Origin of the sequence: uncultured Nocardioides sp. (assembly GCF_947489365.1) — a bacterium.
Classification (GTDB): domain Bacteria; phylum Actinomycetota; class Actinomycetes; order Propionibacteriales; family Nocardioidaceae; genus Nocardioides.
On the sequence record NZ_CANLDB010000012.1, the window covers coordinates 28,671 to 48,879 of the forward strand.

The window sequence follows — 20,209 nt, forward strand, 5'->3', positions numbered from 1 at the left end:
GCCGGGCGTCGGGGTCCGAGGCTTCGCGTCAGCGCGTCACGCGCACCTGCTCCGTGTCCCGGGAGGACGCCACCAGGCGGCTGCCGCCGTACGACGCCACCACCTCGGTGCGACCGGTCGGGGCCTGGGCCCCCACGGGGACCCGGACGACGGCGACGCCGTCACGCACCCGCACGGTGCGGGCCTTGGCTCCGACGCCGCGGACCCGGACGGTCACGGTCCCGTTCGCCGGGGCGCCGGTCGCCCGGACCCGCGTCCGGACGACGAGCTCGCGTCCCCGACGAACCTGCTCGGGGGCGTTCACCGCGGTGGTCGAGAGGGCCTTGAGCACCCTCACGGTCGCGGAGCCCGACGACGCGGCGAGCTCCTCGGTGCCCTCGTACTCGACCTCGAGGTCGTAGGACCCCGGAGCGCCGAACCGGGCCGGCAGACGCAGCGAGGCGGCGCCGTCCTCCCCGACACGGGCGCGGAGGGTGCGCGAGCCGACGGTGGCGGTGACCCGTCCCTCGGTGGCGCCGTCGACCTGCACGTCGACGGGGGTGGCGGTGCCGTAGCGCATCCGCACGTCCGGCACCTCGACCGAGGTCTCCCCCGGCTCGGTGTCGCCGTCGTCCGCGACGAAGGTCCAGCTCTCGACGTCGAACAGCTGCGGGCGCTCACCCTCCGCCGGCTCGTCCGTGGCGGCGTAGCGGAAGAAGACGTCCTGGGTCCCCGCGAGGGTGCCGGTCAGGTCGACCTCGACGTCGGTCCAGTCCTCACCCTCGCCGGCCGGCACGGTGGCCTGCCCGACGACCGCGCCGGTGTCCGACGCGTCGGGGGACGTGCTGACGGTGATCGTCCCGCCCGCCCTCGGCAGCACCCTGGCGGTCAGCGAGGAGTCGCCGTCCTGACCGAGGTCCGCGCCGGCGAGCGAGGTCCAGTCGCCGTCGTGGACGCTCGTGAGCACCGATCGCGGCGTGCCCTGCTCCCAGTCCGCGGAGCCGTCGAACCCCTGTCGGGTCCCGGCCTGCCAGGCGATCGTCTCGGCAAGCACCGGCTCGGCGTAGACGTCGAGCGGGGCGAGCTGCCCCGGCCCGGCGTAGGTGCCGGTGACGGGCTCGACCGAGCCGTCCTCGGCCAGGTCGACCGAGTCGATGTGAGCGTTGCGGTAGCCCGCCGCGGCGCCGTCCTGGATCGCCACGTCGAGCGTCGCCGCGTGGTAGGTCAGGTACCACTCGTCGTCGAAGGTGAAGAACGCGTGGTGGTTGTTGCCGCCCGTCCCGTTGCCGAAGAACCTGGCCTGGTTCGGGAAGGCGAGCTCGGGCTCGCTCCACGGGCCCAGCGGGCTGTCGGACTCCATGACGACGATGTCGCCGCGGCCGAACTCCCGTCCCTCGGTCGAGTCGAGGTTGTGCTCGAAGTTCGTGCAGTACGTGTAGTAGTAGGTGTCCCCGACCTTGTGGATGCCGGAGTCCTCGAAGATCGCGGGCGCGTCGATGAGCTGGACCTCGTCGGTCTCGCCGTCCTCGTCGTCGTCCGCGAGGCTGACCATGTCGTCGCCGAGCTTCGCCATGCGGGCCGTGTTCGGGAAGTTCGACTCGCCCTGCGGCAGGCCGCCGCCGAAGTAGAGGTACGCCTCGCCGTCGTCGTCCACGAGGACGGCGGGGTCGAACAGCCAGACGGTGTCGTTGGCCTCCGGGTCGGAGTTGTCGCGGACGCCGGGGGTGTCGAAGCCGACCAGCGACCGGTCCAGCGGCGAGGTGAACGGCCCGGTGGGCGACTCGCCCTGCAGCACCCAGATGCCCCCGGCGCTGTTGGCGAAGTAGAGGAAGAACTCGTCCTCGCCGTCACCGTCGACGTCCTTGGCGGCCGCGGCCGGTGCCCACGAGTTGCCCGGCGCACCCTCGGCCTCGGCGGTGATGCCGTCGGGCCCGGCGGCGTTGATGGCGCCGTGGTTGGTCCAGTTCATCATGTCGGCGCTCGACCAGACGTTGATCTGGTTGATGCGGCCGTAGTTGTTGGACTCGCCGTTCTGGAGGTGGTCGACCCACTCCTGCGTGTCGTTCGTCGTGTAGACGTAGACCCGACCGTCGACCTCCATGGCCCAGGGGTCGGCGCCGAAGTTCTGGGTCACCAGCGGGTTGCCGCGCCGCGTCTCCGCGTCGGTCCCGGGGGTCTTCGCGAACGCGCCGAAGCTGCCGGGCGCGGTGTTGTCGTTGCGCTCGAGCGGGTCGGCGACCGGCTCCGGCTCGCTGCCGTCACCGTCGGTGGTCTGCACGAAGGAGACGTCGTCGAGGTAGAAGGACGAGGGGTAGGCGCCCTCGGCCACGCCGAAGTCGTTCTCGACGTAGAACTGGTAGCCCGAGAGGTCACGCCCGCTCGGGACGGTGATCTCGCCGGTCACCTCGGTCCACGCGTCGCGCGTCACCTGGCCGGAGACGAGGTTGACGTACTGCGAGCCGCCCTGGGCCGAGCCGTAGTCGGCGGTGCCGTTGAAGCGGATCGGCGACGTGGCGTCGGCGTCCGCGAACTTCACCTGGAACGAGATCTCGTACGACGCCCCCGCCTCGACGGGCAGCGACACGATCGCGCCGCTGACCGAGCTCGGGCGCCCGGAGACCAGCAGGCTGGACGACCCGGTGGCCGCCTCGTCGGTGGTGCGGGCGACCTGCGCTCCGCCGCGGCCCGCCCAGGGCGACACCGCCTCCTCGAAGTCCCCGTTGACGACGAGGTCGTCGCCCGGGTCCGCCATCGCGGTGAGCGGGGCCGTCGTGACCGCGAGCGTGAGCCCCGCCGCCGTCGCCGTCGTCGCGGCGACCAGCCGCGACCATCTGATGTGACTCATGGTTCTGCCTCTCCGAGATGGTGGCGCCCGTGCCGCCTCGACGGCGACTGTGACGGGGGCCACAGACAGAGTGTTAGCGCTAACAGCGCGGGCGTCAAGGACCTCGCATGCCTGCGTTCCGACGCCTCCCCCCGCGCCGCGTCCCGCGCTGCGAGGATGCCGTGCGTGGTCGACGTCCGCCTGGTGCCCCTGTCCGCGGCCGACCTCGCCGCCTGGCGTGACCAGAGCGAGGCTGCCGGCAGCCCCCTGCCCGTGCCGGAGCCCGGTGACGGGTACGACGCCCGCGAGGTGGTCGTCGACGACGTGGCGGTCGGCGGGGTCGTGCTCACCACCGCGCCCGACGGGCTCCTCGTACGGTGCTCGATCCGGGAGCTGCAGACCACCCTGTCCCCCGACGACGGGCCGCGGTGGGCCGCGGTGGTCGCCGCCCTCGAGGCCTGCGCACGTGAGCTCGGCGCGGACACGATGGTCACCTCGATCGCGCCCGACCTCGTGCCGCCGTTCCGCGACGCGGGATTCGGGGCGACCATGACCACGCACGGCAAGGAGCTCGAGCCGGACTCGCCGCTGGAGCTGCAGGAGGACCAGCGGGTCGCCGTCCGGCCCATGACCCCGGCGGAACGGACCGCGTTCGTGACGGAGGCGCAGGTGTTCCTGCGGTCGGGCATGGACCGCGCCGGGGTGGCGGGCGCCGACGCCACGCTCGCCGGCCTCGACGGCCGGCTCGCCGCCCTGGCCGAGGACCCGCCGCCGACCGACGAGCTCCTGATGGTCGGCACCGTCGACGGCACCCCGGTCGGGCGGGCCTGGGCGACCCTGCGACGCGCCGACGACGGCACCCTCGACTTCCTCGGCAACACCCTGGACCTCTTCCCCGAGCACCGGGGGCAGGGTCTGACGAAGTCGTTCCTCGGCGCGCTGCGTCGCCACGTCCACGAGATCGGCGTGCGCGCCGTGACCCTCAACGTCTACGGCCACGACGCAGGCGCCCGCCGGACCTTCCTCGACAACGGGGCCGGGATCGGCCGGGTCCTGCTCCGCAAGGACCTCTGAGGGTCCTCGCGGGCGGATCGGGCTACGGCACGAAGAAGTGCTGGTAGTCGGCGAACGAGTCGCCCCACTCCCAGCCGACGCGCTCGAACGCGCGGACGACGACGTCGTCGTCACGGACCAGGCCCTTGACGTACGGCGCCCCCGGCGAGCGGTCCGCGTCAGCGAACCGACGCCCCGCCGGCGGGACGATCCCGTCGGGCATCACGTACGGGTTCTGGATCGGGTTCAGGTCGATCGCGCGACCGTAGGCGTGGTCGGACAACGAGTCGGAGCCCGCCACCGTGCGGCAGTTGTACGCCGAGCTGTTGTTGGCCGCCATCGACCGGTCGTCGTCGGCGCCGTACTCGTCGACGAGCCGCATCCGCGCGATCGGCCACCGCGCGCGGTAGAGGTCCCGGAAGACGTCGACCACGTCGTCGGCGACCTCCACCGCGACCACGAGCTCGCCCATCCGCTGCCCGCCCTCGAAGTCCTCGTGGCGGACCCGCACGTAGCGCAGGTCGGCCAGGTCCACCGGGCAGGCCGCCGGGTCGTGGCTGCTCGTCATCCGCGCCCGGACGCCGGCGTCGATCCGCTGCACCCGGGCGGCGTACGCCGGGCGGTCCGCCGGCTGCTCCTCGGGCTGCTCCTCCGGCTCGGCACCGGGTGCCCCGGGGGCGGCCTCGAGGCCGGCGCAGCCACGCCGCGCGGCCCAGGTCTCGAGCGCCGCCTCGCGGGCGCCGCCCGCCAGCGGCTGCGCGGGACCACCCGCGAGCGGGATGCGGGCCGGCAGCCAGTCCTCGTCGACGACCTCGTCGCCCGCCACCCGCAGCCGCAGGACGCCGGACTCGGGGACACGGCCGTGGTACCAGGCGAAGTTGCCGAGCCCGTAGTTCACGTAGGCGCCGTCGAGGACGCCGGAGCCCTGCAGGCGGTGGGCGTGGGAGCCGACGATGACGTCCGCCCCGGCGTCGGCCAGCGTCCGCGCGAGGTAGGCCTGGCGGTCGGTGGGGCAGGTGCTGCTCTCCGCGCCCCAGTGCAGGTAGACGACGACGAGGTCCTGGGTCGCCTCGGCCTCACGGACGGCGCGCACGAGGTTGCGGGGCGGGGTCGCGCGGGCGGAGGCGATGCCCGGCCCGCCCTCGCCGGAGGCCCAGATCGGGTCGGCGCTCTCACGCATGGCGGCGTCGGCCGCGAGCACGGCCACGTCGGTGCCCTTGATGGTCGTCCGGAAGCCGCCGAACGCCTGCGCCCGGTCGTGGCCCACGCCCACCACGGCCACGGGCGCGTCCTCGGCGATCTCGAGGCTCTCGCGGACACCCTCGACCCCGTAGTCGGCGCCGTGGTTGTTGGCGACGGTGACGACGTCGACCCCCGAGCGGGCCAGCAGGTCCAGCGCAGAGGGCGGGCTACGGAACCAGTACCGCAGCGAGGGGTCCTCGAGCTCCTTGTCGGTGGGCGCGCCCCCGCCGGCGGTCAGCGCGCTCTCGAGGTTCACCATCGCCAGGTCCGCCCCGCGCAGGGCCTGCGAGACCCGCCCGAGCGTCGAGGAGCCGTCGGCCGGCCGGTCCGCGAGGCTGCCCTCGAAGTGGACGTCGCCACCGAAGGCCAGGGTCAGCCGCTGTCCCCCGCCGTCCTCGCTGCGGCTGACGGCGTCCTCGTCACGGGCGGCGGCGCGATCGGCGTCGTCAGTGTCGCGGGCGGCGTTCTCCGTGGAGCAGCCGACGAGCAGGAGGGAGGCCAGCAGGACAGCCGCTCCCCGACGCCTTCCCCGCATGTGTGGCCCCCGTCGATCGTCTGTGGACAGGATGCCGGGGCGCACCAAGCAGGGCACTGGTCTAGACCGGTCCTGGCGCCGGTCGGGGCAGCGCCCCATGATGTGCGCGCCGGCGACTGCCGGAGATCGACGAGCGCCAGGAGCACCCATGCGCGTCCGGACCACCCTCGTCACCCTCGCAGCCGTCGCGGCCGTCACGTCGGTGGCCGCTCCGGCCGCCGCCGACGTCGAGGTCGTGGGCGACCCACGCGGCGACACGTCCACCGAGGACCGCGAGGTCAGCCGGGCGACCGACATCGTCCGGGTTCGCGGCGAGCACGCCAACAGCACCGTCCGCTTCCGGCTCCGCGTCGTGGACCTGACACCCGGGTACTTCTTCGCCGACTTCCCGATCTCGACCCCGGACGACTTCGTCGACGCCAGCATCTTCCGCCGGGACGGCCAGGTCGACGTGTCCCTCAGCCCCAACGGCCCCGGGTCGATCGAGTGCGACGGACTGAGGGGCCGGCTCTTCAACCGGTCGGACACCGTCGAGCTCAGGGTCCCGCGGTCGTGCCTCGGCAACCCCCGCTGGATCCGCTTCGGCTCCGGGACCGGCGTCGTGAGGAACGGCTTCCAGGACCGGGACGACGCCCGCCTCGACGGCGGGTTCCCCGCCTTCCCCTCCGCTCTCGGCGAGCAGCGCCTGTTCCGCGACTGACGCAAGCACACACACCCCGCCCACGAGAGGACCACCCCATGCGCATGCGCGCGATCCTGATCACCACCGCACTGCTGGCCACCGCCGCGGCCGCGACAGTGGCGCCGGCCGCCGCCGAGGTCGAGAAGTACGCCGACCCCGTCGGCGACACCCGACAGATCCAGCAGGAGCGTGGACCCCGCCAGGCCGCGGACGTCGTGCGCACCCGGGTCGAGCACGCGCGCACGACCGTCGAGGTACGGCTCGAGCTCGTCGACCTCGGGGGCTCGGTCTACACCGAGCTCCGTCTCCGGACCTCGGATCGCTCCGACTACCTGGTGCGGATGTACCGCAACGGACGCGGCGAGCCCAAGACCCTCGAGCTGGTCGGCGGCACCGGTGAGGTCGCGTGCCCCGGTCTCGTCGGCGCCTTCCGTGACGAGGAGGACGTCACCCGCATCTCGATCCCGCGCCCCTGCCTGGGCGGACCCCGATGGGTCCGCACCGGCGCCTCGGCCGCGGCGTCCGACGAGGGGTTCGGTCGCGTCTTCGCTGACGACAGCCGCCTCGACGGGGACGTGCGGGACGACTACCGGCCCGTCCTGGGCACCGAGCGACTCGCACGGGACTGAGCGGGACCGAGCGGGACTGAGCAGGACCGAGCAGGATCGAGCGGGCGGCGCGTCATCAGCCGCCGAACGAGTCCTCGAGGTCGCGCTGGAGCTGCTGGTCGCACCGGTCGACCTGCTGCTGCTGGCCGCCGGCGTCGGAGATGCACTGCTGGTAGCGCTGCGAGGCCTCGCCGTCGATGATCCGGGCCAGGAACGTGGTCGCCACGACGGCGAGGGCGATCGCCAGCACGATGCCGAGCAGGCCCGTGACGATGCCGCCGACGGCCAGACCGCGGCCGCCGGACTTCCCCTTGCGGGCGCGGACCACGGCCACGATGCCGAGGATGACCGCGGGAAGGCCCAGGAGCACGCCGCCGATCACCGTCCAGCACAGCAGCAGGGCCAGGATCCCCAGGACGAGGGCGGTGACGGCCATGCCCTTCCCGGGCGCGGCGGAGGGGTGCTGCTGGTGGGGGTGGCCGGGCTGCTGGGGCGGCATGTCGTAGGAGCTCACGTGCACACCCTGTCTGGTCCCGGCCTGGTGTACAACGGTGGCCTCGCGTGTGACCTCCGCCACCACGGCTCGTCGGGCCGCGCGGAGACGAACACGGAGGGAGCGGCGGGTGAGGGACACGGTGACCACGGCGGACTGGCGCGCGGAGACGCACGCGTTCCTGCTCGACCACCGCGAGCAGAGGACCCGCGTGCTCGCCGAGCGTCTCGTCGAGACGATCGAGGACGACCACCTCGCCTACCGCCGCGCCGGTGTGGTGTCCCACGCGGACCTGGCCCACTCCTGCCACACGAACGTGGCCGCGATCCTCGACCTCATCGTCGATGCCGTGACCGGCGAGGGCCCGCGGCCCGAGGAGGCCGACGACACGGCCTTCTGGCCCGCCCGCACCACCGGCTCCCTGCGGGCCGAGCAGGGGCAGCCCCTGGACGACGTCCTGCGGTCGTTCCGCGTCGGGGGCCGGCTGATCTGGGACGACCTCCTCGAGACCGGGGCCGAGCGGCTCGACGGCCGGGCCCTGCGCGAGGTCGGTTCGCTGCTGTGGGAGGCGGTGGACGCGACCTCGGCGCGGGTCGCGTCGGCGTACCACCACCGCGACCGGTCCCGCGTGCGCAGCGACGTCGAGCGACGTGCAACCTTGTGGGAGGGCGTGCTGCGGGGCCGGGCCCGTGACCCGGGCTTCGCCGCGGAGGCCTCGGAGGCCCTCGACCTCCCGCCCGGCGGCGAGCTCGTCGTCACCGTGGCCGAGCCGATCGAGCCGCAGGCGGCAGAGCGGGGGGTGGCACCCCACGCCGCCGCCTTCCTCCGTCGCGGCGACGTGACGGTGGGCCTCGTCGCGCTCCGCGAGGACGTCCCGGACGCTGCCCACCGTGCGCTCGCGGCCCTCGCCGGCGGGCCCGAGCAGCGCACCGTCGCCGTCTCCGCCGTCGTGGTGGGCCTCGGCGGGGCCGACGAGGGCTACCGCCAGGCCCGCCTGGCCCTCCGCTCGGCGCCCAGGTCCGGCGGCCTGGTCCGCTACGAGGACGTCCTGCCGGAGGCGCTGCTGCTGTCCTCGCCCGACGTCGCCGACCGCCTGCGCACGAGGTGGATCACCCCGCTGCACGACCTGGGCGAGGAGGGCCGGATGCTGCTGGCCACCCTCGAGGCGTGGGTGGCCGCCGGCGGGTCGGCGAGCCGGGCGGCCCCCTTGGTGCCGTGCCACCGGAACACGGTGCTGAACCGGCTGCGGCGGGTCACCCAGGTGACCGGACTGCCGCTCGACGACGACACGCCCCCGGTCGACCTCGACCTCGCGCTCCGCGCCCGTCGCCTGCGGAGGTAGGAGTACCCCCTCCTCTCAGTGAACGATTGTGCAGATCGCACAAGCCTTCGACCAGGGCCTGGATCCCTCGTCATGGTCAGTGCTTGTGACCGCTGCCACAGTCGAACCGATGACGCTGGCGCGTCCCTCCCCCGGGGTCCCCTCCGGAGCGCCGGCGTGGACTCGGAGTGAGCATGACGAACAGCTTCCGACACGAACCGGACGGCCCGGACACCGCCGACGCGGCCGGTCTCCAGCGGCGCACCTTCATGGGATGGGTCCTCGCGGGCGCCACCCTCACCGTCGCCGCCGACCTGGGCCTCGCCCAGAAGGCCGAGGCCGTCGTCCCCTCGGGCCCGCAGGTCGCCGACCTGTACGACCTCGAGGACGCCCAGACGGACTCCGCGCTGCCGACCTCGCAGCTGATCACCATCGTGATCAACGAGGACGGGACCGCGTCCTTCGAGATGCCCCGCACGGAGGTGGGCCAGGGCATCATCACCTCGACGTCGATGATCATCGCCGAGGAGCTCGACCTCCCGATCGACAAGGTCAAGGTCACCATGGCGAAGGCGCGCCAGGAGCTCGCCTTCAACCAGCTCACCGCCGGATCGAACACCACCTTCTCGACGTACACACCCTTCCGCGTGGCCGCGGCCATCGCGCGTCAGCAGCTGCTCGAGGCCGCTGCGATCCTCCTCGGCACGCAGGCCGACCGCCTCATCACCACCGGGGGCGTCGTCCGCGACACCCTCGGCAACGAGATCACGTACGGCGACCTCGCGATCGAGGCCGCCAAGCAGGTCGTCGAGGCCGTCGAGGTCGTGCTGCGCGGGGAGGAGAAGTTCCGGGTCATCGGCAAGCCCCAGAACCGGCTCGACTCCCGCGACGCGGTGACCGGCAAGAAGAAGTTCACCACCGACCTGCAGATCAAGAACGCCCTGCCGACGATGGTGTGCCGTCCGCCGACGCACCTCGGCAAGCCGGTGAAGCTGCTCAACACCTCCGCCATCTCCAGGATGCCCGGCGTCACCCACGTCGCGCAGATCCCCACCGGCATCGCCGTGCGTGCCAAGACCTTCGGCCAGTGCATCGACGCCGTCCGGGCGATGAAGGTGCAGTGGGAGGACGGCAGCGCCGCGAACGAGTCCGACGACACGATCCTCGAGGAGCTCCGCGCCGCCGAGATCCCGATGCTCGTGCCCGAGGTCCCCGGCCTGGCGAAGACGATCGAGACCGACTGCGTCTTCGCGTTCAAGTCGAGCGCCGCCCTCGAGCCCTACGCCGCGATCGCCGACGTGCGGTCCGACAAGGCCACGATCTGGGCCGGCATCAAGTCGCCGATCTTCGCCCAGAACCAGGTCGCCGCCATCACAGGCCTGCCGCCCACCGCGGTGACGGTCAACGTCATCACCGGTGGTGGCTCCTTCGGGCACAAGCTGTTCGCCGACCACATCAAGGAGGCCACCGAGGCGTCCAAGGCGATGGGCGTGCCCGTCAAGCTGATGTGGCACCGCGCCGACGAGCCCCGTCAGGGCCGCCTGCACCCGATGGCGACGTCACGGGTGCGCGCGACGATCCTCGCCGGCGAGGTCCTCTCGTTCGAGCAGCGCCACACCAGCGTGCTGACCGACTTCGAGCACGGCTTCGGCGAGATCCTCACCAACGTCGCCGACGAGCTGCCCTCGCAGCTGGGCAACTACACGCTCAGCCAGAGCGTGTTCGCGCTGACGCAGCAGATGCCCTACAACTTCGGCGTCCTCGACCAGCTCCTCAACGAGACCGTCGCCCCCGGTGACGCGCTCAGCGAGCGCTTCTCGACCGGCAGCATGCGCAACATCTACTCGCCCGACGTCTGCACGGCGGCGGAGCTGACCGTCGACAAGCTGGCGAAGGCCGCGAAGATGGACCCGGTCAAGTTCCGCCTGAAGTACCTCAAGGACCCCCGGGTCAAGGCGGTGCTGCGGAAGGTCGCCGAGGAGGGCAACTTCGGTCGGAAGATGGCCCCGAACACCGCCCAGGGCGTGGCCATCCACAAGGAGTACAAGGGCTGCACGGCCGTGCTGGTGGAGATCGACAACCGGCCCGCCACCGTCAACCGCGACCTCGGTCCCGAGACCGTCACCGGTCCCCGGGTCACCAAGGTGGTCCTCGCCATCGACGCTGGCCTCGTCATCAACCCGCGGGGCCTCGAGGCCCAGATGCAGGGCGGGATCATGGACGGCATCGCGCTGACCCTGACCAGCAGCAACCACTTCGAGAACGGTCGCTTCCTCGAGGCGAGCTGGGACAACTACTTCTACACACGGCAGTGGAACGTCCCGTTCGACGTCGAGGTGCACATCATGGACACCGACTCGAAGACCCCGGGTGGTGGTGGTGAGGCCGCCGTCGGCAGCACGGCCGCCGCCGTCGCGTGCGCGTACGCCCGCGCGACCGGCACGAACCCGACGTACTTCCCGATCCAGCACGAGAAGCCGCTGGCCTTCAAGCCGAAGAGCTTCGTCCCGCCCGTCCCGCCGTCGCCGACCAACGGCCTGAGCCGGACCTACTGAGGAGCCTGACCCATGCCGAAGCAGACATTCATCCTCAACGGGAAGACCACCACCGTCAACGTCGCGGACGACGTCCGCGTCCTCTGGGTGCTCCGGGACGTCCTGGGCGTCACCGGGCCGAAGTACGGGTGCGGCATCAACGTGTGCAAGGCCTGCACGTCGCACATCAACGGCAAGGCGTTCAACCCGTGCTCCGTGCGGGTCGGCGACCTCAAGCCGAAGGACCGCGTCACCACCATCGAGGGGCTCGCGAAGACCGCCCCCGGTGACCTGCACCCGATGCAGCAGGCGTGGATCGACCTGGACGTCGCCCAGTGCGGCTACTGCCAGCCCGGCCAGATCATGGCCGCGGTCGCGCTCGTGAAGAAGGTGCGCCGCGAGGGCCGGGAGATCGAGGAGTCCGACCTCGACAGCATCCGCAACATCTGCCGGTGCGGGACCTACGTCCGCATCCGGGAGGCCATCCAGCAGGGCGCGTCGCAGATGTAGCTCGTCCCATCCCCTCGCGACGGCGGGTCGGTGCCTCGGCACCGGCCCGCCGTCGTGCGTCGGGGGCCGCTCGGGACGGCTCCGGCCTGCTCAGGCGTGCGCGAGCTTCTTGTTGACCAGGCGGGTCAGCCACGCCGGGGAGAACCGCGAGCCCAGGAAGAGCGCCTTGGTCTGGAACCCGACGGGGAAGTGGACCTGGTGCATCGCGGCGCGGGCGCGCGGCGGCTCGACGGCGAGCAGGACGGCGTCCGCGATGTCCTGGGCGGTGAGGCGGATCCCGAGCGAGCCCGTGCTGCCGGTGCTCCAGCCCTCGGTCATCGCGGTCTGCACGAACAGCGGCCACAGGGCGCGGACGCGGATGCCCTGCGGGCCCCACTCGAGGTCGAGGGCCTCCGTCAGGCCGCGGACGTAGAACTTCGTCGCGGAGTAGTTCGCGAGCTCGGGTTGGCCGTAGATCGCGGACGCCGACGCCATGTTCACCGCGACGGCGTCGCCGTGCTCGCTCGCCGTACGACGCAGGTGCGGGTAGCCGGCGTGGAGGCCGTGCATGACGCCCTTGACGTTGATGTCGACCTCCGTGGCGTGCGCGGAGGTGTCGCGGTCGGTGAACATGCCGGCGAGCAGGATCCCGGCGTTGTTGACCAGGGCGTCGAGCCGGCCGGTCGCCTCGACGAGCTCGCCGAGCCGCGTCTCAAACTCGGCGGCGTCGGTGACGTCGAGCCGACCGGTGCGCACCTCACCGGGGAGGGCGGAGGCCTCCTCGGTGAGGTCGGCCAGGCCGGCCTCGTCGATGTCGTAGGCGCCCACCGTCCAGCCCCGCGTCGCGAACGTGAGCGCCGTGGCGCGTCCGATGCCTGCCGCCGCGCCGGTGACGGCCACCACCCGGGTCTCCATGGCGGCCATTCCTACCAGTCGGTGAACACCTGTGCCCACCGCGTGGGACGAGCGTCACGGCATGCTGGCGCCGCCGGTGACGGGCAGGACCGTCCCGGTGACGAACCCCGCCTCCGCGGAGGCGAGCCAGACGACCGCCGAGGCGACCTCCCCGGGGGTGCCCTGGCGGCCGAGCGGCACGGTGGCGGCGTACGCCGCGAGGTCGGCCGGGTCGGCGTCCGCGTGGCGCTCGACGGGCACCCAGCCGGGCGCGACGGTGTTGACCGTGATCCCGTGCGGACCCAGGTCCTTCGCCGAGACCCGCGCGAGGGCGTGCTGGGCGCCCTTCGCGGCGACGTACGCCGCGGCACCGGCGGGCGCGGACCACGCGACCTCGGACCCGACGTGCACGATGCGGCCACCGCCGCGGGCGACCATGCCGGGGACGACCGAGGCCATGAGCAGCACCGGGCTGCGGACGAAGAAGTCCAGCATCGGCTCCACCTGGGCGAGGTCGAGCCCGACGGTCGGGGTCCGCGGCTGCGGACCCGTCGCGTTGACCACGAGCACGCCGACGGGCCCCAGCGCCGCCTCGGCGGCGTCGACGGCCCGGCGGACGCCGGCCTCGGTGGTGACGTCGCCGCCGACCGCCTCGGCGGTGCCGCCGGCGGCGCGGATCGCCTCGACCACCCGCTGCGCCGCCTCGCGGCCCTCGCGGTAGCCGACGGCCACCGGGTGGCCGGCCGCGGCGAGCCCGGTCGCGATCGCGGCGCCGAGCCCGCGGGAGGCGCCCGTGACCAGCGCGCTGCCGGCGACGGCGGTCACGCTCAGGCCCCCGGGAGGTGGCGGACGGCGGGCTCGGCGACGACCGGCAGGCGGGGCACCCCGCCGAGGCACTTGCGGTAGCGCACGTGGAGGCCGTGCGACTCCAGCGCCGACCACAGCGCGGCGTGCGCGGCCCACGGCAGCGGCTCCTCACCGGTGCGCCAGCTCTCGCCGAAGGCGACCCACACCGGCGTCCACGTCGCGGCGTCGTCCCAGGCGCCGCGGCGGGCCTCGACCATGCGACGCCGCATCTGGAACGCGGCCCGCGGGCCGTCGGTGTGCACGGGCGCGGTCGCGACGGGCCAGACCCACAGGTCGAGCGAGGCGAGGTCCGCGGACACGTCGGCGAGCACAGCCGGGTCCACCAGCACCGTCGCGACGTTCTCGTGTGGTCTGCGCCTCACGGCGGGCACGCTACGCCCCGACGTTCAGGTCCGCTTCAGGCCGGGTCCGTAGCGTCGGCGCCGTGAGACCCGAGACCTCCCGCGCCGTCCTCGTCGTCAACGGCGCGTCCCGCCGCGGCGCCGCGGCCGCCGCCACGGCCGAGCGGCTGATGCGCGCTCAGGGCTGGCGCGAGCTCGAGGTGCACCGCCTCGAGGGGGGCGCGGACCTGCCGGCCACCCTCGGCGCCGCGGTCGCGACCGCCCCGGACCTGCTCGTGGTCGGGGGTGGCGACGGCTCTCTCAGCTGCGGCGCCGGCGCGGTGGCGGGCACCGAGGTGGTGCTCGGCGTACTGCCCCTCGGCACCGCCAACGACTTCGCCCGGACCCTCCAGGTGCCCGGTGACGTGCCCGGCGCCGTCGCCACCCTCACCGCCGGCCACGTCGTCGACATCGACCTCGGCCGGGTCGGCCTGAACCCGTACCTGAACGTCGCCTCGATCGGCCTGTCCGTCGGCGTCACGGAGAAGCTGAGCCCGCGCCTGAAGAAGCGCCTCGGTCCGCTGGCCTACCCGGTGGCCACGCTGGCGGCGTACCGCGCGCACCAGCCCTTCACGGCCCGGCTGGAGTTCCCCGACGGCGACCACCCGACCCTCGAGCTCGAGGACCTGCTGCAGGTCGCGGTGGGCAACGGCCGCCACTACGGCGGCGGCAACGCCGTCTCGCCGACCGCCTCGCTCGACGACCACCTGCTTGACGTCTACGCGATCGTCCGCGGCCGGCTGCGCGACCACGTCTCGATCGCGCGGCTGCTCAAGGACGGGTCCTTCGTGGACCACGAGAAGGTGCACCACGTCGCGACCCGGCGGGTGCGCGTGGTGACCGAGCCCGACCTCGGCGTGAACCTCGACGGCGAGATCGCCGCCCGCACCCCGGCCGACTTCACCGTCGAGCGCAACGCCGTGCACGTCGTCGTCCCCGTGCACTCGGCGGCCGCCGTCCTCGACGGCCCCGGCCCCTCCGCGGCGAGCGCCTGACCGATCCCACGGCCTAGCCTCGGGAGGGTGAGCCCGCTCCCCCGCTTCGTCGAGGTCGCCCGCCGTCGGCCGGTGGCGCTGGTGCAGCCGGGCACGACGATCGGACCCGACGGCCCGGTCGCGCCGTACGTCGCCGCGCGGGGTCCCGCGCCCGCCCTCACCTCGTCGGCGGTGACGCTGCGCCCGGTGCGCCTCGGACGCCGGGTCGGCCTCGAGGCGACGTACGGCGGACAGACCCGGCGGCTGCTGAGCGCCCGCCACGGCTGGGTGCGCGACGTCGACGAGCTCGGCGTCACCGTCACCGGGCCGGTCGCGACCGCCTGGTCACGACAGGGCACCACCTGGACCGCGCGGGCGCGGACCGCGCTCGGGCTGGGCGGGTGGTGGCGCGGCCTCCGCCCGGACGGCGACGTCGCCGCGAGCGGCGCCTTCGGGCAGCTCGGGCTGCGGGACCTGCGCCTGGTCACCCACGCCGACGGGGCGGCGTACACCGAGGGCGGGTCGGTGCTCCTCACCGCCTCCAGCGCCGGGCCGGGTGGCTTCCGGACCGGGCACACCTCCGTGTGGTCGCTCGACCCCACCTCGCTCGCGCTGGCCCACCGCGCCGACCTGTTCTTCCGCCGCGACGACGTCGTGGCCGGCGGCGTCCACGGCGACCACGCGACCCACCTCGTCCGCGACGGCGGGGCGTGGATGGTGGCGACGAGCACGTGGGGCACGTTCGACGAGGTACGGCGCCCGCAGGTCGGCGTACGGCTCGGCCTCAGCTGGGCCGACCTCACCCGCGGACAGCACGTCCTCGACACCCGGCCCCTCGCGCTGCCCGTCGACGGGCTGGCGTCGGTCGGCACCTGGGACCCCCAGCTCGTGCACGACGGCACGCGGTGGCTGGTCGCGTTCGTGTCCGCGCGGAGGTTCTTCTCCTTCCACCCCGCCCTCGCCGCCGGGCGCGACCTCGACGACCTCGCTCCGCTCGGCGCCGCGTCCGACCGCGTCTCCTGCGAGGGGCCGGTGCTGACCCGCCTTGACGGGGACTGGCGCCTGCTCGCCTCGGACAGCCGTGACGAGGCCGCCCCCCGGCGCGCGGGCTACCCCGTCTTCGACCTGGCCATGACCGAGGTCGGGCGCCTCGACGCGACGTACCCGACGAACGTGCCGTGGCCGACGCTGCTCGGCGTCGACGACGGCTGGCTGATGGTCGGCTTCGACGGGACGCCGTACGGCGGGGGGCTGGCGGGCTACGGCACGCACGGCGACGTCGTGCTCCAGCGCAGCCTGCCCGGCTGACGGCGCGATCGACCGTCAGGCCCCGACGAGCTCCGCGAACTGCTCGATCGCCTCGGGGCCGCTGGCCGTGTCGGTCGGGTCGGGCGCGAGCGGCGGGCCGACCGGTTCGCCGATGTCGGTGAGCAGGACCTCGTAACCGCCGCTGACCCCGGGGGCCGACTCGACGCCGAGGCTGTAGGACCGGATGACGTCGTCGGGGCCGACGGCGACCTCCAGCGCGAGGTCGGCCCGCCGTGCCGGCCCCGTCAGGGAGAGCGCCTCGGTGAAGACCGCCGCGTCCTCGCCCGCCGCGGCCACCGCGTCGGCGTACGGGACGGTGAGGGTGAGGACCCGGCACTCCACCCCGTCGTACGTCGTCGGCTCGCCCTCCGCCACCGCAGCCGGGTCGTCGCCCGCCGCGCGCAGCGCGAGGGTGGAGCCCAGGAGCTGCAGCTGCCCGAAGGTCCCGGACGACACCAGGTCGTCGACGTCGCCCTGCAGCCAGGTCGCCCCGTCGGCGAAGGCCGAGCCGTCTGGACCCTCGTTCTTGATCCAGGCGCGGGTGCCGTCGGCGACCACCCCGACCCGGGTGGTGTCGTTGACGTCGCGGTCGAGGTCGAAGAGCCCCTGCTCGTAGTCGACCGAGCCCTCGGTCGAGACCGAGGAGGCCGCGCCCTGCACCTCGAGGTCCGCCTGCGACTCGATCGTGAGGCTCGTCTGGCCGAGGGTGACCTCGGTGGCGTCGAGGACGACCTGCGCCGGGTCGCGGTCCGGGTCCGGGCTCGCCGACTGCCCGGTCCCGCCCGGCGCGGGCTCCGCGGCCTCCGGGGCCGCGGTCTGCGCCGACCCGCCGACGAGCCCGCAGCCACCGAGCAGCAGCACGGCGGCGCTCGTGGCGAGGAGGGTGCGGTGCGGGGACACGGGCGCTGCTCCTGCGGGTCGGGTGGGGCGGGTGTGACCTCCGAGTCTGACCGATCCGGCGCGATCCGGTGGCCGAATCCGACCGACCGCTACCCCCGGGCGGGCAGGATGTCGGGATGCCCGAGCTGCCCGAGGTCGAGTCGGCCCGCCTGGTCGTGGAGCGCTCGGCGCTGCGCCGCACGATCGCGGACGTCGACGACAACGACACCTACGAGTGCCGGCCGCACGCGCCCGGCGAGATCCGCGACGCGCTCGTGGGACGACAGCTCGTCGACGCCCACCGTCGGGGCAAGTCGATGTGGTGCGAGACCTCCGACGACGGACCGCGCCTGGGGATCCACCTCGGCATGAGTGGCCGCATCCTCGTCTCGCCCCCGACCCGCGACGACGAGGACGGTGAGGAGGACGAGGGTGGCGACTACCAGGGCTCCGGGCCCGCCCGGGGCTCCGGGACGCGCAAGCCGGAGTGGTACCGCTTCACCCTCCGCTTCGAGGACGGCGGTGCGCTGCGCCTCTTCGACAAGCGCCGGCTCGGCCGCGTCCGGCTGGACCCCGACATCGAGGCGCTCGGCCCGGACGCCGGGGAGATCGGCCGCGACGAGTTCCGCGAGCGGGTCGGGCGGGGTACGGCGCCGCTCAAGGCCCGGCTGCTCGACCAGGGCACGGTCGCCGGGATCGGCAACCTCCTCGCCGACGAGGTGCTCTGGCAGAGCCACCTCTCGCCACAGCGTCCGTCCGGCGAGCTCACCACCGACGAGCTGGACGAGCTCCGGCGCGAGCTCCGCAAGGCCATCCGGTCGGCCCTGAGGAAGGGCGGCGTCCACACCGGGGAGGTCATCGCGCACCGCGGCACCGGGCGTCACTGCCCCCGGTGCGGGACCGAGATGACCCGCGCCACCGTCGGCGGACGGACCACCTGGTGGTGCCCCGAGGAGCAGGTGTAGCCGTTCATTGGCGGGCCCACCTGCCACGACCTGCACAAACAGTTGTCTGAACACCTGTTCGCCGACTGTCTCGTGCCCGTAACATTCCCCCGGATCTCCCGTTGGTGACAGCGGGATCGAACAAGGAGAACCAGGTGCGAGCACTGCGTACGACCACCCGTCTGACGGCCACGCTGACCGCAGCGGGTGTCATGGCGCTGGCGGCCGGCCCCGCCATGGCCGCCGACACGACCGTCGTCGCGCAGTCGGAGGCCGAGGCGATCTACCTCGCCATCGGCGGCCAGGCCCTCACCGACCAGCTCGGCGGGCAGTTCCGCGCCGAGCGCACCGAGTCCGGCGAGACCACCGAGGGCAACAACCAGCCTCAGGCCAGCCTCATCACCGGGCAGGACAGCCTGTCCGCGGGCACCCTCGCCCAGGACGCGAAGACCGGCATCGCCGGCGATCAGGGAGTCTCCGAGGCCTGCTCCGGCGTCGCCGGCGCCGGCTCCTCCTTCGTCGGTGTCGGCGAGGACGGCCGCTGCCTGACCCCCGGCCGACGCGCCGAGATCAAGCTGACGCCCGACGGGCTGAACCTCGACGACCTCTTCGACGTCGAGGTGGTCGAGGGCACCGGTTCGCTGGACGACCTCCTCGGTCAGCTCCCGGGCGGCGCCCAGGCCATCCAGGACGCCCTGGACCAGCTCAACGCCGGACTGCAGGACGCGCTCGAGCCGCTCGGCAACGCGGGCGTCGTGGCGGGCTTCAGCGCGATCACGAGCGAGTGCACCGCCGGCCCCGGCGAGGTCGCCACCGGCGACGCGAACCTGGCCGACGTGGACGTCACCCTCAACTTCCCGGAGGCATCGGGCCAGGACCCGATCCCGCTCCTGGAGCTCGAGAGCGACCCGGCCCCGAACACGAAGCTCGTCACCCAGCTCGACGAGGTGCTCGACGAGATCTTCATGTCCCTCATCGGCAACCTCGACCGCGACGAGCTCGGCGGCCTCACCGGTCCGCTGAACGAGATCCGCGAGGCGATCAAGGACCAGATCCTCGCCCAGATCGCTGAAAACGCCGGCCCGCTAGAGGAGAACCTCCTCGACGGCACGCTGAACAAGCAGACCCGCGCCCCCGGCGAGATCGAGGTCACCGCGATCGACCTCGCCGTCCTACCGGTTCTCGAGGGCCAGGCCGGATTCAACGCCGTCGACCTCCGTCTGGCCCGCTCCCAGTGCGGCCCCGGCGCCGCCCTGCCGCCGCCGAGCATCGACAACCCGACCGACCCGACCAGCCCCGACGTGCCCCGGTTCGTCCCGGCCGGCGCGGGCGGCGCGCTGGGCGGCTCCGCCGCGGTCGGTGCGGACGCCAGCGTCCCCGCTGCCCTGGCGCTGCTCGCGCTGACCACCTTCGGCACCGCGGTGGGGTTCTCGACCTCCCGCTCCCGCGCCGGGGTCTGAGCACGGAACCGACGACCCGCTGATGGCTGACCCCACCGAGGAGCCCGCCCAGGGATCCGGCGACGGGTCCAGCCGTCTCGCCTCGGCCGCCGGGGCCGCCCTGCTGGTGCTGCTCGTCGGCGTCGGTGGCTGGGTCGTCTACGGACCGGACGACGAGCCGACCGAGCCCGTGGCTCAGCCCGAGCCGGCGGCGTCGTCGTCCGCCCCGCCCCAGCAGACGGAGCGCGGGCAGCGGCTGAAGCCCACCCCGGAGCCGGACGTCACCTACGAGCGCATGGACCCGGCCAGCCCGGTCCGGCTCAGCGTCCCGTCGGTGGGCATCGAGGCGCCGGTCGTGTCGATCCCGCTGCAGGAGGGCTCGGTCCTCGACCCGCCTGCTGACCCGTCGACGCTCGGGTGGTGGGACGACAGCGCCCGCCCGGGTGACCGGAAGGGCCAGACGGTCATCACGGGGCACACGGTGTCGACCGGCGGCGGCGCGATGGACCCGATGGTCGACGTCGAGCCCGGCGGCACCGTCGACGTCGAGACCGACGAGGGCACCATGCGCTACCGGATCACCGAGAAGGAAGTGGTGACCCGGCCCGACCTCGCCGAGCGCGCGGAGGAGATCTTCGGGCAGGACGTGACGAAGGGCCGTCTGGTCATCGTTACCTGCACGAACTGGAACGGGGCGGTCTGGGAGGACAACCTCGTCGTCTACGGCACACCGCTCGGTGAGCCGAGCGAAGCGGGCGCCTGAG

At 73.6% G+C, this 20,209-nt stretch carries 18 protein-coding genes; 11 read left to right on the forward strand and 7 right to left on the reverse strand.

Annotation, left to right across the window (positions count from 1 at the left end; all coding sequences use genetic code 11):
* Nucleotides 1-28: 28 nt before the first annotated feature.
* Complete coding sequence (locus Q0858_RS21170) at nt 29-2,824, reverse strand: family 43 glycosylhydrolase (protein ID WP_299058351.1); 2,796 nt, start codon at nt 2,822-2,824, stop codon at nt 29-31.
* A 165-nt stretch (nt 2,825-2,989) separates the two neighbouring features.
* On the opposite strand from Q0858_RS21170, the gene Q0858_RS21175 reads away from it, so the two are divergent.
* The gene (locus tag Q0858_RS21175) at nt 2,990-3,877 is read left to right on the forward strand and encodes a hypothetical protein (protein WP_299058352.1); all 888 of its coding nucleotides are present in this window, start codon (nt 2,990-2,992) and stop codon (nt 3,875-3,877) included.
* Between the two features lie 22 nt (nt 3,878-3,899).
* Here the strand turns inward: Q0858_RS21175 and Q0858_RS21180 are convergent, their stop codons facing one another.
* A complete protein-coding gene (locus Q0858_RS21180; RefSeq protein WP_299058353.1) occupies nt 3,900-5,633 on the reverse strand; it encodes a CapA family protein in 1,734 nt (577 codons plus the stop codon).
* 148 nt (nt 5,634-5,781) lie between these two features.
* On the opposite strand from Q0858_RS21180, the gene Q0858_RS21185 reads away from it, so the two are divergent.
* Both Q0858_RS21185 and Q0858_RS21190 read left to right on the forward strand, forming a co-directional pair.
* Nucleotides 5,782-6,333, forward strand: a complete 552-nt coding sequence (locus tag Q0858_RS21185) for a hypothetical protein (protein WP_299058354.1) — start codon at nt 5,782-5,784, stop codon at nt 6,331-6,333.
* Nucleotides 6,334-6,371: 38 nt separating this feature from the next.
* Nucleotides 6,372-6,944, forward strand: a complete 573-nt coding sequence (locus tag Q0858_RS21190; protein ID WP_299058355.1) for a hypothetical protein — start codon at nt 6,372-6,374, stop codon at nt 6,942-6,944.
* A 55-nt stretch (nt 6,945-6,999) separates the two neighbouring features.
* Here Q0858_RS21190 and Q0858_RS21195 read toward each other — a convergent pair whose 3' ends face one another.
* A complete protein-coding gene (locus Q0858_RS21195) occupies nt 7,000-7,437 on the reverse strand; it encodes a DUF4190 domain-containing protein (protein ID WP_299058356.1) in 438 nt (145 codons plus the stop codon).
* 109 nt (nt 7,438-7,546) lie between these two features.
* Here Q0858_RS21195 and Q0858_RS21200 point away from each other — a divergent pair, with 109 nt between their 5' ends.
* The 3 genes from Q0858_RS21200 (at nt 7,547) to Q0858_RS21210 (ending at nt 11,781) form a co-directional block, all read left to right on the forward strand.
* Entirely contained in the window at nt 7,547-8,758 is a 1,212-nt protein-coding gene (locus Q0858_RS21200; protein ID WP_299058357.1) for a helix-turn-helix domain-containing protein, read from the forward strand.
* A 173-nt stretch (nt 8,759-8,931) separates the two neighbouring features.
* Nucleotides 8,932-11,292, forward strand: coding sequence for a molybdopterin cofactor-binding domain-containing protein (locus Q0858_RS21205; protein ID WP_299058358.1), 2,361 nt, complete (start codon nt 8,932-8,934; stop codon nt 11,290-11,292).
* Between the two features lie 12 nt (nt 11,293-11,304).
* Nucleotides 11,305-11,781, forward strand: a complete 477-nt coding sequence (locus tag Q0858_RS21210; protein ID WP_299058359.1) for a (2Fe-2S)-binding protein — start codon at nt 11,305-11,307, stop codon at nt 11,779-11,781.
* Nucleotides 11,782-11,871: 90 nt separating this feature from the next.
* Here Q0858_RS21210 and Q0858_RS21215 read toward each other — a convergent pair whose 3' ends face one another.
* From Q0858_RS21215 to Q0858_RS21225, 3 genes are read right to left on the reverse strand one after another with little or no spacing between them, the layout of a single operon-like run.
* Nucleotides 11,872-12,675: an SDR family oxidoreductase gene (locus Q0858_RS21215; RefSeq protein WP_299058360.1), complete on the reverse strand. Its 804-nt coding sequence runs from the start codon at nt 12,673-12,675 to the stop codon at nt 11,872-11,874.
* A 54-nt stretch (nt 12,676-12,729) separates the two neighbouring features.
* Nucleotides 12,730-13,479: an SDR family oxidoreductase gene (locus Q0858_RS21220; protein ID WP_299058361.1), complete on the reverse strand. Its 750-nt coding sequence runs from the start codon at nt 13,477-13,479 to the stop codon at nt 12,730-12,732.
* Between the two features lie 2 nt (nt 13,480-13,481).
* Nucleotides 13,482-13,883 carry a hypothetical protein gene (locus Q0858_RS21225; RefSeq protein WP_299058363.1) on the reverse strand — a complete coding sequence of 134 codons (402 nt, stop codon included), beginning with the start codon at nt 13,881-13,883 and terminating at the stop codon, nt 13,482-13,484.
* Between the two features lie 62 nt (nt 13,884-13,945).
* Between Q0858_RS21225 and Q0858_RS21230 the strand changes: the two genes are divergently transcribed.
* Together Q0858_RS21230 and Q0858_RS21235 are read left to right on the forward strand one after the other, a co-directional pair.
* Entirely contained in the window at nt 13,946-14,896 is a 951-nt protein-coding gene (locus tag Q0858_RS21230) for a lipid kinase (protein WP_299058364.1), read from the forward strand.
* Nucleotides 14,897-14,923: 27 nt separating this feature from the next.
* Nucleotides 14,924-16,183 carry a hypothetical protein gene (locus Q0858_RS21235; protein WP_299058365.1) on the forward strand — a complete coding sequence of 420 codons (1,260 nt, stop codon included), beginning with the start codon at nt 14,924-14,926 and terminating at the stop codon, nt 16,181-16,183.
* Nucleotides 16,184-16,198: 15 nt separating this feature from the next.
* Here Q0858_RS21235 and Q0858_RS21240 read toward each other — a convergent pair whose 3' ends face one another.
* A complete protein-coding gene (locus Q0858_RS21240) occupies nt 16,199-17,083 on the reverse strand; it encodes a hypothetical protein (RefSeq protein WP_299058366.1) in 885 nt (294 codons plus the stop codon).
* A 116-nt stretch (nt 17,084-17,199) separates the two neighbouring features.
* On the opposite strand from Q0858_RS21240, the gene Q0858_RS21245 reads away from it, so the two are divergent.
* From Q0858_RS21245 to Q0858_RS21255, 3 genes are all read left to right on the forward strand, one after another.
* Nucleotides 17,200-18,027, forward strand: a complete 828-nt coding sequence (locus tag Q0858_RS21245; RefSeq protein ID WP_299058367.1) for a DNA-formamidopyrimidine glycosylase family protein — start codon at nt 17,200-17,202, stop codon at nt 18,025-18,027.
* A gap of 134 nt (nt 18,028-18,161) precedes the next feature.
* Nucleotides 18,162-19,466 carry a hypothetical protein gene (locus tag Q0858_RS21250; protein ID WP_299058368.1) on the forward strand — a complete coding sequence of 435 codons (1,305 nt, stop codon included), beginning with the start codon at nt 18,162-18,164 and terminating at the stop codon, nt 19,464-19,466.
* 22 nt (nt 19,467-19,488) lie between these two features.
* A complete protein-coding gene (locus Q0858_RS21255) occupies nt 19,489-20,208 on the forward strand; it encodes a class F sortase (protein ID WP_299058369.1) in 720 nt (239 codons plus the stop codon).
* Nucleotide 20,209: the final 1 nt, after the last annotated feature.